This is a genomic window from Robertmurraya korlensis NBRC 107688 (assembly GCF_001591645.1).
Lineage (GTDB): Bacteria > Bacillota > Bacilli > Bacillales > Cytobacillaceae > Robertmurraya_A.
The window spans coordinates 1-14,197 of record NZ_BCVH01000026.1 but is presented as its reverse complement, the minus strand read 5'-3'; the positions used below and the strand labels follow the sequence as shown (position 1 = coordinate 14,197).

The 14,197-nt window shown below is 39.1% G+C and carries 15 protein-coding genes; all 15 read left to right on the top strand.

Annotated features, from left to right (window positions below; all coding sequences use genetic code 11):
• Position 1 precedes the first annotated feature (1 nt).
• The 15 genes from hpt to lysS all read left to right on the top strand — a co-directional run bounded on the left by hpt (position 2) and on the right by lysS (position 13,983).
• Positions 2–553 carry a hypoxanthine phosphoribosyltransferase gene (hpt, locus tag BKO01S_RS21055; RefSeq protein WP_066059203.1) on the top strand — a complete coding sequence of 184 codons (552 nt, stop codon included), beginning with the start codon at positions 2–4 and terminating at the stop codon, positions 551–553.
• 115 nt (positions 554–668) lie between these two features.
• Positions 669–2,651 (top strand): ATP-dependent zinc metalloprotease FtsH, encoded by a 1,983-nt coding sequence (gene ftsH, locus BKO01S_RS21050; protein WP_066059200.1) that lies wholly within the window; start codon positions 669–671, stop codon positions 2,649–2,651.
• A gap of 121 nt (positions 2,652–2,772) precedes the next feature.
• Positions 2,773–3,549 (top strand): type III pantothenate kinase, encoded by a 777-nt coding sequence (locus BKO01S_RS21045; RefSeq protein WP_066059199.1) that lies wholly within the window; start codon positions 2,773–2,775, stop codon positions 3,547–3,549.
• 34 nt (positions 3,550–3,583) lie between these two features.
• Entirely contained in the window at positions 3,584–4,465 is an 882-nt protein-coding gene (hslO, locus tag BKO01S_RS21040) for an Hsp33 family molecular chaperone HslO (RefSeq protein ID WP_066059197.1), read from the top strand.
• 20 nt (positions 4,466–4,485) lie between these two features.
• Positions 4,486–5,355, top strand: a complete 870-nt coding sequence (locus BKO01S_RS21035; RefSeq protein WP_066059317.1) for a peptidyl-prolyl cis-trans isomerase — start codon at positions 4,486–4,488, stop codon at positions 5,353–5,355.
• Positions 5,356–5,485: 130 nt separating this feature from the next.
• Positions 5,486–6,412: a cysteine synthase A gene (cysK, locus tag BKO01S_RS21030; RefSeq protein WP_066059195.1), complete on the top strand. Its 927-nt coding sequence runs from the start codon at positions 5,486–5,488 to the stop codon at positions 6,410–6,412.
• Positions 6,413–6,516: 104 nt separating this feature from the next.
• Positions 6,517–7,917: an anthranilate synthase component I family protein gene (locus tag BKO01S_RS21025; protein WP_066059192.1), complete on the top strand. Its 1,401-nt coding sequence runs from the start codon at positions 6,517–6,519 to the stop codon at positions 7,915–7,917.
• Complete coding sequence (pabA, locus tag BKO01S_RS21020) at positions 7,914–8,510, top strand: aminodeoxychorismate/anthranilate synthase component II (RefSeq protein ID WP_066059189.1); 597 nt, start codon at positions 7,914–7,916, stop codon at positions 8,508–8,510. Before BKO01S_RS21025 ends, pabA begins: the two co-directional genes overlap by 4 nt.
• 2 nt (positions 8,511–8,512) lie before the next feature.
• Complete coding sequence (pabC, locus tag BKO01S_RS21015) at positions 8,513–9,388, top strand: aminodeoxychorismate lyase (RefSeq protein WP_066059187.1); 876 nt, start codon at positions 8,513–8,515, stop codon at positions 9,386–9,388.
• 51 nt (positions 9,389–9,439) lie between these two features.
• Positions 9,440–10,213: a dihydropteroate synthase gene (folP, locus tag BKO01S_RS21010; protein ID WP_084362172.1), complete on the top strand. Its 774-nt coding sequence runs from the start codon at positions 9,440–9,442 to the stop codon at positions 10,211–10,213.
• A complete protein-coding gene (gene folB / locus BKO01S_RS21005; RefSeq protein ID WP_066059182.1) occupies positions 10,206–10,571 on the top strand; it encodes a dihydroneopterin aldolase in 366 nt (121 codons plus the stop codon). The genes folP and folB overlap by 8 nt, the downstream gene beginning before the upstream one ends.
• Positions 10,568–11,095 (top strand): 2-amino-4-hydroxy-6-hydroxymethyldihydropteridine diphosphokinase, encoded by a 528-nt coding sequence (gene folK, locus BKO01S_RS21000; RefSeq protein WP_066059179.1) that lies wholly within the window; start codon positions 10,568–10,570, stop codon positions 11,093–11,095. The genes folB and folK overlap by 4 nt, the downstream gene beginning before the upstream one ends.
• Positions 11,047–11,262 carry a helix-turn-helix domain-containing protein gene (locus BKO01S_RS20995; protein ID WP_066059176.1) on the top strand — a complete coding sequence of 72 codons (216 nt, stop codon included), beginning with the start codon at positions 11,047–11,049 and terminating at the stop codon, positions 11,260–11,262. Before folK ends, BKO01S_RS20995 begins: the two co-directional genes overlap by 49 nt.
• A gap of 26 nt (positions 11,263–11,288) precedes the next feature.
• Complete coding sequence (gene dusB, locus BKO01S_RS20990) at positions 11,289–12,290, top strand: tRNA dihydrouridine synthase DusB (protein WP_066059173.1); 1,002 nt, start codon at positions 11,289–11,291, stop codon at positions 12,288–12,290.
• A gap of 199 nt (positions 12,291–12,489) precedes the next feature.
• Positions 12,490–13,983, top strand: coding sequence for a lysine--tRNA ligase (gene lysS, locus BKO01S_RS20985; protein WP_232311291.1), 1,494 nt, complete (start codon positions 12,490–12,492; stop codon positions 13,981–13,983).
• Positions 13,984–14,197 lie beyond the last annotated feature (214 nt).

Below are 14,197 nucleotides of genomic sequence, written 5' to 3'. Positions count from 1 at the left end.
CATGATGAAAAATGACATTGAAAAAGTTTTATTTTCTGAAGAAGAAATTCAGGAAAAAATCAAAGAGTTGGGGGCGAAATTATCACAAGATTATAGTGATAAGTTTCCGTTAGCAATTGGTGTCCTAAAGGGAGCCATGCCTTTTATGGCAGATCTTTTAAAACGAATGGATACATATCTTGAAATGGATTTTATGGATGTTTCAAGTTACGGAAATTCGACCGTCTCTTCTGGTGAAGTAAAAATTTTAAAGGATTTAGATACTTCAGTAGAGGGTAGAGATATATTAATTATCGAGGATATCATTGATAGTGGGTTAACTCTTAGCTATCTTGTGGAACTTTTCCGTTACCGAAAGGCAAAGTCGATTAATATTGTTACTTTGTTAGATAAGCCTACTGGTCGTAAGGCTGATATTGCAGCTGATTATGTTGGATTTATCGTTCCTGATGAATTTGTTGTAGGTTATGGTCTCGATTATGCAGAGAAATATCGTAACTTACCTTATATTGGGGTTTTAAAGCCGGAAGTTTATACAACAAATAACGAGTAAGCGCACGACATAAGGTAAGTATAGTATGCATATTTCAAAGGCATATTCATATACTGGAACAATTTTCTATGTTACTATTTACTATAGTTTGTTTACCCGTGGGAGGAGGTAAGGGATGAATCGGATTTTTCGTAATACCATCTTTTATTTATTAATTTTTCTAGTAATTATTGGTGTGGTTAGCTTTTTTAATGGTAATAATGAACCAACAGAAAATATATCTTATAGCAAATTCGTAGACCATCTTGAGGCTAAACAGGTGGAATCCATCTCAGTCCAGCCTGAAAGAGGGGTTTATGAAGTTCGTGGAACACTTGAAGGTGCTGAGGAAGGAAAATCATTTATTACTTATGTGTGGAACAGTGAAAGTCTGTTGCAAAGAATTGAGCAGGCCGATCCAACTGTGGATGTGCTTCCAGCGAAAGAGACAAGTGGTTGGGTGACTTTCTTTACTTCTATTATTCCGTTTGTCATTATCTTTATTTTGTTCTTCTTCCTTTTAAATCAGGCACAAGGCGGTGGAAGCCGTGTCATGAATTTTGGAAAGAGCAAAGCGAAGCTTTACAACGATGACAAGAAGAAAGTACGTTTTAAAGATGTAGCTGGTGCTGATGAAGAAAAGCAAGAGCTAGTTGAAGTGGTAGAATTTTTAAAGGATCCTCGTAAATTTGCAGAATTAGGTGCACGTATACCAAAAGGTGTCCTTTTGGTAGGACCTCCAGGTACAGGTAAAACACTATTAGCCCGTGCGGCCGCTGGTGAAGCAGGTGTACCGTTCTTCTCTATTAGTGGATCTGACTTTGTAGAGATGTTTGTTGGGGTTGGGGCATCACGTGTACGTGACTTATTCGAAAATGCAAAGAAGAATGCACCTTGTATTATCTTTATTGACGAAATCGATGCAGTTGGACGTCAGCGTGGAGCTGGTCTTGGTGGTGGACACGATGAGCGTGAACAAACGCTTAATCAGTTGCTTGTTGAAATGGATGGATTCGGTGCGAACGAAGGAATTATTATCGTTGCTGCTACAAACCGTCCGGATATACTAGACCCAGCCTTGCTTCGTCCAGGACGTTTTGACCGTCAAATTACTGTTGACCGTCCGGATGTTGTTGGTCGTGAGGCCGTATTAAAAGTACATGCACGTAACAAGCCACTTGATGAATCAGTCAACTTAAAAGCAATTGCTGCTCGTACTCCAGGGTTTTCTGGAGCAGATCTTGAAAACTTATTGAATGAAGCAGCATTAGTTGCAGCTCGACGAAATAAGAAAAAAGTTGATATGACTGATATTGATGAAGCGACAGACCGTGTCATTGCGGGACCTGCGAAAAAGAGCCGCATCATATCTAAAAAAGAACGCAATATTGTTGCTTTCCACGAAGCGGGCCATACGGTTATTGGTGTTGTATTAGAGGAAGCGGAAATGGTCCATAAAGTAACGATTGTTCCTCGTGGGCAGGCAGGCGGTTATGCCGTTATGCTTCCAAAAGAAGATCGATATTTCATGACCAAACCTGAGTTACTTGATAAAATTGTTGGCTTACTAGGAGGGCGAGTTGCTGAGGAAATCGTCTTCGGTGAAGTAAGTACAGGAGCTCATAACGACTTCCAACGTGCAACGGGAATTGCTCGTCGTATGGTTACAGAGTTTGGAATGAGCGAAAAGTTAGGTCCATTACAATTTGGTCAATCTTCTGGTGGTCAAGTGTTCTTAGGTCGAGACATCAACAATGAACAAAACTATTCAGATAAGATTGCCTATGAAATTGATGTGGAGATTCAAACGATTATTAAAGAGTGTTACGCGAAAGCGAAAAAGGTACTCACTGAAAATCGCGATAAGCTAGACTTGATAGCAAATACGCTACTTGAAGTAGAAACTCTAGATGCTGAACAAATTAAGCACTTAGTTGAAAAGGGTACACTTCCTGATCGACCAAAGAATGATGAAAATCCGACTAAGTCTACTAACACATCAGCTGTTATCGACGACGTAAAGGTGAATATTGGTGGCAAAAAGGAAGAGGAATCTTTAGAAGATGAATCATCCTCAAGCGCTGATTCCGAACCAGAATCAACGGATAAAAAAGAATAAATACCAAGAAGGGGTACTCATATTTGAGTACCTCTTTTCTATGCTTGGGTTGGATAGTTATGGTATGATGTTGGCAGAATGAAACTAACGTTTTAGAAATTTTGATAAAGTGGTGAGACGTTTGATATTTGTATTTGACGTGGGAAATACCAATATAGTGTTAGGTGTATATGACCGAGAAGAGTTAAAGCATCATTGGAGAATAGAAACAAACCGATCGAAAACAGAAGATGAATTTGGGATGGTCATAAAGAATCTATTTACACATGCAAATCTTTCTTTTTCCGATATAGACGGAATCATTATTTCTTCTGTTGTACCACCGATTATGTTTTCGTTGGAGCGTATGTGCCAAAAGTATTTCCATATCAAACCTTTGGTTGTTGGTCCAGGCATTAAAACAGGATTAAATATTAAGTATGAAAACCCTAGAGAAGTTGGTGCAGACAGAATTGTGAATGCGGTTGCGGCTATCCATGAATATGGAAGTCCGTTAATTATCGTTGATTTTGGTACAGCGACTACTTACTGTTACATAGATGAACACAAGCAATATATGGGAGGAGCAATTGCTCCTGGGATTAATATTTCAACCGAAGCATTATATACAAGAGCTGCTAAACTACCTCGAATAGAAATTGCACGTCCAGAGGGAGTTGTCGGTAAAAACACGGTTGCTGCCATGCAAGCAGGAATTCTTTTCGGCTATGTAGGTCAAGTCGAAGGGATTGTAAAACGGATGAAGGATCAAAGCAAAGAAAAGCCAACCGTAATTGCAACAGGAGGATTGTCAAACCTCATTGCACAGGAATCTAATATTATTGATATTGTTGATCCATTTTTAACATTAAAGGGTCTTCAGATTATTTATAAAAGAAATTTGGAAACGATAAAGTAAGGAACAGCTATGATTGACTGAAAGGGGTAAAACAATGAGTGACTATTTAATTAAGGCTCTTGCCTACAACGGGCAAGTTCGTGCTTATGCGACAAAGACTACAGAAACAGTAGGAGAGGCACAAAGACGTCACTACACATGGCCAACTGCTTCAGCTGCATTAGGGAGATCAATGACTGCAGGTGTAATGATGGGTGCAATGTTAAAGGGTGAGGAAAAAATCACTATTAGGATAAATGGTGGAGGTCCGCTTGGTCCTATTTTAATTGATACAAATGCAAAAGGGGAGGTACGGGGATACGTAACCAACCCTCAAACCCATTTTGATTTAAATGAACATGGGAAACTGGATGTTCGAAGAGCGGTTGGAACCGATGGTTTTTTGTCGGTTGTTAAAGATATTGGTCTTCGTGAAAATTTCACAGGTCAAGTACCGATTGTCTCAGGAGAATTAGGTGAGGACTTTACTTATTACTTTGTCACTTCGGAACAAGTTCCTTCGTCCGTGGGAGTGGGTGTCTTAGTTAATCCCGATAATAGTATTCTCGCATCAGGTGGTTTTATTATTCAGTTGATGCCTGGAACTGAAGACAAAACCATTACGGAAATTGAAAATCGTCTAAAAACGATAGAACCAATTTCTAAGATGATTGAAAAGGGCCTTACCCCAGAACAAATACTAAATGAGCTATTAGGTAAAGAGAACGTAAAAATTCTCGAAACATTACCTGTTACATTTTCATGTAGTTGTTCAAAGGAGAAATTCTCTAATGGGATTGTCTCTTTAGGTAAAGAGGAAATAGAGGATATGATCGAAACAGATGGTCAGGCAGAGGCACAGTGTCACTTCTGTAATGAAAAATACCAATTTACAAAGGAAGAATTAGAGAGCTTAAAGGAACAGGCGAAATTATAAATAAACCTGGGGGAGAAATGGTGGATAAAAGGTATTTTAGGTCTATAGTTGTCGGCCTTCTCTTATTGAATTGTGCTACGATTATTTTTTTTCTATCACGGGATAGCGGTGGCAGTAAAGAAGTAGTTGCAACGATAGGGAAAGAGACAATAACAAGACAAGAATGGCTTGGGGAAATGGAAGAGCGGTATGGGCGTGATGTATTAAGTGAGATGATTGATCAAAAAGCAATTGCTCAATTAGCTAGTAAATATGATATCTCAATTTCCAAAAAGGCTGTGGATCGGGAGCTTCTTTTAGTAAAAACCATGTATGGTTCAGGAACAAATGAGAATGTAGATGAGGAAATATGGAGACAGCAAATTCAATATAGCCTGATGCTAGATGAGCTGTTAACAAAAGATGTGGTAGTCAAAGAAGAAGATTTAAAAAAGTATTATGAGGAAAATTCTAGCCTATACGAAATACCAACCGCCTATCACCTTTCTCATATTATTGTTGAGACGGAAGCAGAAGCAAAAAAGGCAATAGAGGAACTTGAACAGGGTACAAGCTTTGAGGCATTAGCGATGGAGCGGTCCAAAGATGAATTCAGTGCAAACCAAGGTGGAGACATTGGTTATGTTAGTGAAGAAATGGATCAGTATGCCCGTGATTATTTAGCTGCTGTAGGAAATTTAAAGGAAAACGAGTGGACGGGTCCAGTAAAAACAGAGAATGGATATGCCATCGTTATGCTCCATGATCAAATAAAAGGACGTACTTTTAAATTTAAAGATGTCAAGGATAGTATTCGAAGACAAATTGCCTTAGAACAAATGGATGTAACCACAACGGCCCGTGACTTTTGGAAGGAAGCTAAGGTTGATTGGTTTTACGAACAGAACTAGGATAGTTCATTAGAACGATAATTCATTGAATAATCAGTGGAGTTTTGTGTAAAAAGATTGACACTTGGCAAATTTATGATATAAATTAAATTAAACCAATAAAATTAGTCGGAATAAGGAGTGGTTGTTGATGGTACGTGTAGCAAACTCTATTTCAGAACTAGTCGGACAAACGCCGATTGTTAAGCTTAATCGTCTTGTTGAAGAAGGAAGCGCCGATGTATACTTAAAGCTTGAATATATGAATCCAGGAAGCTCTGTAAAGGATCGTATCGCTCTTGCGATGATCGAGTCAGCTGAAGAGAGTGGAGAACTTAAAGCTGGAGATACGATTGTTGAGCCAACTAGTGGTAACACGGGAATTGGTCTTGCCATGGTTGCTGCAGCAAAAGGGTATAGAGCTATTCTAGTTATGCCTGAAACGATGAGTATGGAAAGACGTAATCTACTTCGTGCATACGGAGCGGAGCTTGTTCTAACTCCTGGCCCAGAAGGAATGGGTGGAGCCATCCGTAAAGCGGAGGAGCTAGCAAAAGAAAACGGCTATTTTATGCCACAGCAATTTAAAAACCTTTCTAACCCGGAAGTTCACAGAAGAACGACAGGTAAGGAAATTGTTGAGCAAATGAGTGAAGGTCTTGATGCGTTTGTTGCAGGGATCGGAACAGGTGGAACAATAACAGGTGCTGGTCAAGTTCTTAAGCAAAATTTTGACAATGTTAAAATTTATGCAGTTGAACCGGTTGATTCTCCTGTATTATCTGGTGGTAAGCCAGGTCCGCATAAAATTCAAGGGATCGGTGCAGGTTTTGTCCCTGATATTCTTGATACAAAGGTCTATGACGAAGTGGTTCAAATCTCTAATGATCAAGCTTTTGAATATGCACGCCGTGCAGCGAAGGAAGAAGGAATTCTTGGAGGTATTTCTTCTGGAGCAGCTATCTGTGCTGCGTTAAAAGTAGCGAAAGAGCTTGGAGCAGGTAAAAAAGTTTTAGCGATTATTCCAAGTAACGGAGAGCGTTACTTAAGTACTCCATTATACCAATTCGAAGACTAATAAAACATAAGCAACAGTCCCTAGGGCTGTTGTTTTTATTTAGGCAAATAGTAAAATAAGACAAGGAACTTTTATTTTCACTTTTTTAAAGGGGAGAACCTTTTTTGAAAATATTAACAGTAAGTAGCAAACAAATACCTTTTGATAAAGAAAGGTTCTATCAGAAATACCGGGAACTTTCCCAATCGTATAAACACCATGTATTGTTAGAAAGTGGTAGAGGTGGACGATACAATATTGCCGCTTTTGGACCCGAAACGATTTTTACAGGAAAGAATAATAAACTAACGATTGTTGAGAAGGGAAATAAACAGGAATTACAAGGGAATCCCCTTCATTTAATGAAAGAATATCTTTCGCAATTTAAGCTTGAGCGACAGGAAGGACTTCCAGATTTTCAAGGAGGCCTTATTGGATATATAAGCTATGATTATGCACGATATATAGAGAAGCTGCCCCACTGGTCATCTGATGATTTAGGGATGCCAGAGGTTTGTTTCTTCCTCTTTAATGAATGGTTTATATTTGATCATGAAGAGGAAACACTCTGGCTCTTGCAGATTCAAGAAAACGGCCATGAGAACGAAGAGGATCTAAATGAATGGGAGTCAAAGTGGTCGGGTTCACTTATGACGTTTGAACAAGAAAGATTGATTCCTAATAATGATGAGCTACATGTTTCCATGAATGATGAGCAGTTTATGCATGCGGTAGAAAGAATTCAGGAATATATTGCGCAAGGGGACATCTTTCAGGTGAATTTATCTGTCCGTCAAGCAAAAGCAATTTCCGTTCCGGCGGTAAATGTTTATGATCAGCTCAGACAATTGAATCCTTCTCCGTATATGAGTTATTTACATACTCCGGAGTTTCAGATAGTCGGTGGATCACCTGAGCTTCTAGTTAAAAAGCATGGAAAAGAAGTTAGTACAAGGCCTATTGCTGGGACTCGTTCTCGAGGAAAGAATGAAGAAGAAGATATGCAGCTTGCTAAGGAATTAATTGAAAATGAAAAAGAGAGAGCAGAGCATGTGATGCTCGTAGATTTAGAACGTAATGACTTAGGAAGGGTTTGTGAATACGGTTCTGTTGAAGTGAATGAATTTATGGTAATAGAACGGTATTCGCATGTGATGCATATTGTTTCGAATGTTCGAGGAGTCATAAGAGAGGGCCAGACATCCTTTGATTTGATTGATGCTTCCTTTCCGGGTGGTACGATTACAGGAGCACCCAAGGTTCGGACGATGGAAATCATTGAAGAGCTAGAGCCAGTTCAGCGCGGAATTTATACCGGTTCCATGGGGTGGATTGGGTTTAATGATGACATGGAAATTAATATTGTCATTCGAACGATGCTAGTGAAAGATGGACAAGCGTATGTTCAAGCGGGAGCAGGAATTGTCATCGATTCCAATCCTAAGCATGAATATAAAGAATCTCTGAAAAAGGCTATGGCTCTCTGGCGAGCAAAAGAGCTAGCGGAAAAAGGTGAATCGCTTTGATTTTAATGATAGATAACTATGACTCATTTACTTTTAATCTTGTTCAGTACTTAGGAGAACTTGGTGAGAATTTAGAAGTAAAACGAAATGACGCGATAAGTATTGAAGATATTCAAGAGTTAGCTCCAAATTTTCTTATGGTTTCCCCAGGGCCATGTAGCCCGAATGAAGCGGGAATATCATTACGGGCGATAGAGGAGTTTGCCGGGAAGATTCCTATTTTCGGTGTATGTCTAGGACACCAGTCTATTGCTCAAGTATTCGGGGGAGATGTAGTACAGGCAGAGCGGTTAATGCATGGAAAAACCTCTCTGATGTATCATGATGGAAAAACGATCTTTGAAGGGTTACCAAACCCATTTCCGGCTACAAGATACCACTCTCTAATTGTAAAGCGAGAAACAATGCCCGACTGCTTTGAAATTTCTGCTTGGACGACAGAAGGAGAGATTATGGCAATCAGACATAAGGAACTTCCGATTGAGGGAGTCCAATTCCATCCAGAGTCCATTATGACTACGGCGGGGAAACAGTTACTTCAGAATTTTGTTTCCTTTTACAAAATGGAATTATCTCCAAAGAATGAGGGATAGATATGTATCTATATATGAACGGAGAAGTTATCAAGGAGGAAGAGGCGAGAATCTCTCCCTTTGACCATGGTTTCCTTTACGGGATGGGTTTATTTGAAACATTTCGTGTATATGGAGGTCATCCCTTTTTATTAGTAGATCATCTTGAACGGCTAAATAGTGGTCTTAAGATTCTTGGGATTCAAAAATCCCTTACTATAGTCGAGGTGGTAAAAGCACTTCAGCCTCTATTGGAAAAGAACGAGCTGGACAATGCTTATATTCGATTAAATGTATCAGCTGGTGCTAGAGGAGTAGGTCTTCCTGTAGAGCCGTATGAAGATGCAATTGTAATGATGTTTGTAAAAGCTCTTCCTGAAGCCGGTGTACCGACTGAGAAGGAAGCTCAATTTCTTAAGATTAGTCGAAACACACCTGAAGGTCCCTTGCGTTTGAAGTCCCATCACTATATGAATAACCTATTAGCAAAAAAAGAAATAGGAACTCGGACAGATGTGGAGGGAATCTTTCTAACGAAGGAAGGGGTGATTGCTGAAGGCATCGTCTCAAATATTTTCTGGGTAATAGATAACAAATTGTTTACCCCTGACATTCGTACAGGAATCTTAAACGGAATAACTCGATCCTTTGTCATAGAACTTGCTAAAAAAAGAGGAATATGTGTAGAGGAAGGTTTTTATCAACCAGAAATACTCAATAGTGCAACGGAGGTATTTGTTACAAATTCAATTCAAGAGCTTGTTGCAATCTCAAAAATAGACTCGTTAGTACTCCCGGGAGTGAATGGTGAGTTATTGCAAGCACTACATAAAGAGTATCGTTTGTATTCAAATAAGCTATGGAGTAAAAAGGAAATAATGGAATTAGGAGGCGTTTAATTGATTACTTGTGGACCATATACGTTAGATTTTCAGAAGAAAACATTAATTATGGGGATTCTAAATGCCACCCCTGATTCATTCTCTGATGGTGGAAGTTTTAATAGAATAGATGAGGCGGTCAAACGAGCGGTAGAGATGGTGGATGAGGGAGCTGATATTATTGATGTCGGAGGGGAGTCTACAAGACCTGGGGCGAAATTTGTATCTGCTAAGGAAGAAATAGAACGTGTAGTTCCCGTTATAGAAGCGATATCGAAAGCAGTCAATGTTCCTATATCCATCGATACATATAAAGCGGATGTCGCTAAACAGGCACTAGCAGCTGGAGCCCATATTATTAATGATGTTTGGGGAGCGAAGGCAGACGCCAATATGAAGCATATAGCTGCTGAATCAAAGGCACCTATTATCCTAATGCATAATCGAGAGGATCGGAATTATCAGTCCTTCTTTAGGGATGTGATGAATGATTTGTATGAAAGCATAACTCTTGTAAAAGATGCTGGTGTTAGTGACGAGCAAATTATTTTAGATCCGGGAATTGGATTTGCGAAAAATTTATCATTTAATTTAGAAATGATGAGACATCTACATAAGCTTGTAGCAATAGGCTATCCAGTTCTTCTTGGTACCTCTCGAAAATCGATGATTGGCTCGATTTTGAATTTGCCTGTAGATGAACGAATGGAAGGAACGGGTGCAACAGTATGTTACGGTATTCAACAGGGATGCCAAATGATTAGAGTTCACGATGTGAAGGAAATGAGCCGAATGGCAAAAATGATGGATGCGATGATGGGGAAAGGAGAGTATAATGGATAAAATTTACGTCAACCGAATGCAATTTTATGGTTTTCATGGTGTGTTCCCGGAAGAGAATCGTTTAGGGCAGAGATTTATGGTCGACCTAGTTGTTGAAGTGGATTTGAAGAAGGCGGGCCAAAGCGATGATTTGAACGAATCAATCAATTATGGTGAGCTTTTTCAAATGTGTAAAGATATTGTAGAAGGTGAGCCTTTTAAGCTTGTTGAAGCAGTGGCAGAGGAAATCGCAACACGTTGTTTAAGAGACTTTACGAAAGCCCATGCAGTAACGGTAAAGGTAATTAAGCCTGATCCACCGATTCAAGGTCATTACGAATCAGTCGCAGTTGAAATTATGAGGAGTAGATCAAATTGAATAACTTGGCCTATATTGCCTTAGGTACCAACATGGGAGATCGGTATAAAAACCTTGTTGATGCCATTCACCTTTTAAAAGAGGAAACAGGAATATTTTTGGTAAAATCGTCCTCTATTTATGATACGGTACCGGTTGGGTATACGGAGCAAGATGACTTCTTAAATATGGTAATCATGGTTAGAACAACACTTACACCACATGATTTATTGGAAGTATGTCTTCGTATTGAAAAAGAGTTAGGTAGAAAAAGGGAAATTAAGTGGGGTCCAAGAATAATAGACCTTGACATTTTGCTCTACAATCAAGAAAATATTGAAGCAGAGAACCTTATTGTTCCACATCCTAGAATGCAGGAACGTGCGTTTGTTCTTGCTCCATTACTTGAGATAGATTCTTCAATCAAGCTATCTAATCAGAAGAAGTCTTTAAAGGATTATTTTAATATGAACGCTGATAAAGAAGGGGTACGAATATGGAAGCAGAAAAATGGGGAAGACGTATTCGCGCTTTTCGAAAACTAAAGGGTTTTACACAAGAAGGGTTTGCCAAGGAAATCGGTGTTTCTGTTTCCGTGTTGGGCGAAATAGAACGTGGAAATCGATTGCCTTCAGAACATTTAGTGGAAACAGCGGCTCAGGCACTAAAAGTTTCAGTGAACGATCTAATGCCACAACAGGTGGATGAATAAATATATTCGTAAGATGGAGGAGTAACATGCTTAAAATTGGCGATATTGAATTGAAAAATCAAGTAGTGTTAGCTCCGATGGCTGGAGTATGTAACTCTGCTTTTCGATTAACAGTTAAAGAGTTTGGTGCAGGATTAGTTTGTGCCGAAATGGTCAGTGATAAAGGAATTATTTTAAAAAACGAAAAAACGATGAATATGCTTTACATCGATGAGAGAGAGAAGCCGCTGAGCTTACAAATTTTCGGTGGTGAAAAAGAGACATTGGTCCAAGCGGCTAAATTTGTTGATGAAAATACGAACGCGGACATTATTGATATCAATATGGGTTGTCCAGTTCCTAAAATCACAAAATGTGATGCAGGGGCCAAGTGGCTTTTAGATCCAAATAAGATCTATGAAATGGTTTCTGCAGTAACGGATGTAGTGAAAAAGCCAGTTACAGTAAAAATGCGCATGGGCTGGGACGAAGACCATATTTACGCGGTTAAGAATGCCCAGGCCGTTGAACGAGCTGGTGGGAAGGCTGTGTCATTGCACGGTCGTACCCGTGTTCAAATGTATGAGGGACATGCGAACTGGGATATCATTCGTGAGGTTAAGCAATCTATTGGAATTCCTTTGATTGGTAATGGAGATGTAACAACACCTCAGGACGCTAAGCGTATGCTAGAAGAAACGGGCTGTGACGGAGTCATGATTGGTCGTGCGGCACTAGGAAACCCTTGGATGATCTACCGTACCGTTCAATACCTTCAAACCGGTGAGCTCATGGGTGAGCCGACCGTTCGTGAGAAGATTGATGTGTGTATTCTACACTTAGATCGTCTGATAGCTCTAAAAGGGGAATATGTTGCCGTTCGTGAAATGCGTAAGCATGCAGCTTGGTATTTAAAAGGAATTAAAGGAAATGCAAAGGTGCGTAATGGTATTAATGAGTGCAACACCCGCGAGGACCTGGTTACTCTATTAATGGCTTTAGTTATTGAAGCGGAAGAAAAAGAAGCAATGGAATCTCTTGTAGGTTAAGGTTTGACTTCTAAGTACACATTCAATATAATACGTGTAATTATGTAACTGCCAGTGATCTGGCAGTTTTTATTTTATTTTATTTTTTTTAATGTCTGTTTTTCTGACTTTGTGTAAAATAATATAGTATGCTTATATGATGGAGTTATTACATAATTCAAGCAAAGATGTTTGATAGATAGTAAGAAGGAAAATGGAGTTGATAGAAATGAGTCATGAGGAACTTAATGACCAATTGCAAGTCAGAAGAGAAAAGCTAGCTTCTCTTCAAGAAAAAGGTCTAGATCCATTTGGAAAGAGATTTGAACGTTCTGGTTTCTCTCAAGAGTTTATTAGTCAATACGGAGAAATGGAAAAAGAAGAACTAGCTAATAAAGATATCGCCGTAACTATTGCTGGTCGTATTATGACAAAGCGTGGAAAAGGGAAAGCTGGCTTTGCACATATCCAAGATCTTAAAGGGCAACTACAGATTTATGTTCGCCAAGATGCTGTTGGAGAAGAGCAATATGAGATTTTTAATATTGCTGATTTAGGAGATATTGTTGGTGTAACGGGTACTTTGTTTAAAACACAGGTAGGCGAGCTTTCTGTAAAGGTAGAAGATTTTCAGCTTTTAACTAAGTCCTTACGACCACTCCCTGATAAATTCCACGGTCTAAAGGATGTAGAGCAGCGTTATCGCCAACGTTATGTTGATCTTATTATGAGTCAAGAAAGTAGACACACATTTATTACTCGTAGTTTGATCATTCAATCAATGAGAAGATACCTGGATTCAAAGGGTTATCTAGAAGTAGAAACTCCTATGATGCATGCTATCGCAGGTGGGGCGTCAGCTCGTCCGTTTATTACACACCATAATGCACTAGACATGGAACTATATATGCGTATTGCAATCGAACTTCACTTAAAGCGCCTTATTGTCGGCGGCTTAGAAAAAGTTTATGAAATAGGTCGTGTGTTCCGTAACGAAGGTGTATCTACTCGTCATAACCCTGAGTTTACAATGATTGAACTGTATGAGGCTTATGCTGATTATCAAGATATTATGAGTCTTACTGAAAATGTAATTGCTCATATTGCTCAAGAAGTGTTAGGTACAACTACTGTTCAATATGGGGAGCATGAAGTAAACCTTAAGCCAGAGTGGAAGAGACTTCATATGGTTGATGCCATTAAGGAATATACAGGTGCTGATTTTTGGAAGGAAATGAGTGTAGAGGAAGCTAGAGCGCTAGCGAAGGAACACGGAGTAGAAATTAAAGATACCATGCTGTATGGTCATATTGTTAACGAGTTCTTCGAGCAGAAAGTTGAGGAAAAGTTAATTCAACCAACATTTATATATGGTCATCCCGTAGAAATCTCTCCACTTGCAAAGAAAAATGATCAAGATCCTCGATTCACGGATCGATTTGAATTATTTATCGTCGCTCGTGAGCATGCAAATGCGTTCACTGAGCTAAATGATCCAATTGATCAGCGTGAAAGATTTGAAGCACAATTAAAAGAGCGTGAAGAAGGAAATGATGAAGCCCATATGATGGATGATGACTTCATTGAAGCTCTTGAATATGGGATGCCTCCAACGGGTGGATTAGGAATTGGTATTGATAGACTAGTTATGCTACTAACAAATGCACCATCTATTAGAGATGTATTGTTATTCCCGGCAATGAGACATCGTTAATTTCCTATATGGCGGGCAAGAATATGAATTATTCTTGTCCGCCATTTTTTTTATAAAAAATATATTGCGTTCGGATGAATAAGGTGATATATTATTATCTGTTGCCGCAAAAGAAGTTAAACTTCTAAGAAAATAATTTAAAAAAGTTATTGACTCGTGAAGTTGATTCTGGTAATATTAAAAAGTCGCCCATGAGCGACGGGTTAATAAGTTG

Excerpts from the sequence above, each read along its gene's own strand:
- ftsH (WP_066059200.1), top strand. The coding sequence starts at position 669 with ATGAATCGGATTTTTCGTAATACCATCTTTTATTTATTAATTTTTCTA.
- dusB (WP_066059173.1), top strand. The coding sequence starts at position 11,289 with ATGCTTAAAATTGGCGATATTGAATTGAAAAATCAAGTAGTGTTAGCT.
- pabC (WP_066059187.1), top strand. The coding sequence starts at position 8,513 with ATGTATCTATATATGAACGGAGAAGTTATCAAGGAGGAAGAGGCGAGA.
- hpt (WP_066059203.1), top strand. The coding sequence starts at position 2 with ATGATGAAAAATGACATTGAAAAAGTTTTATTTTCTGAAGAAGAAATT.
- cysK (WP_066059195.1), top strand. The coding sequence starts at position 5,486 with ATGGTACGTGTAGCAAACTCTATTTCAGAACTAGTCGGACAAACGCCG.
- BKO01S_RS20995 (WP_066059176.1), top strand. The coding sequence starts at position 11,047 with ATGGAAGCAGAAAAATGGGGAAGACGTATTCGCGCTTTTCGAAAACTA.
- folB (WP_066059182.1), top strand. The coding sequence starts at position 10,206 with ATGGATAAAATTTACGTCAACCGAATGCAATTTTATGGTTTTCATGGT.
- hslO (WP_066059197.1), top strand. The coding sequence starts at position 3,584 with ATGAGTGACTATTTAATTAAGGCTCTTGCCTACAACGGGCAAGTTCGT.
- folP (WP_084362172.1), top strand. The coding sequence starts at position 9,440 with ATGGGGATTCTAAATGCCACCCCTGATTCATTCTCTGATGGTGGAAGT.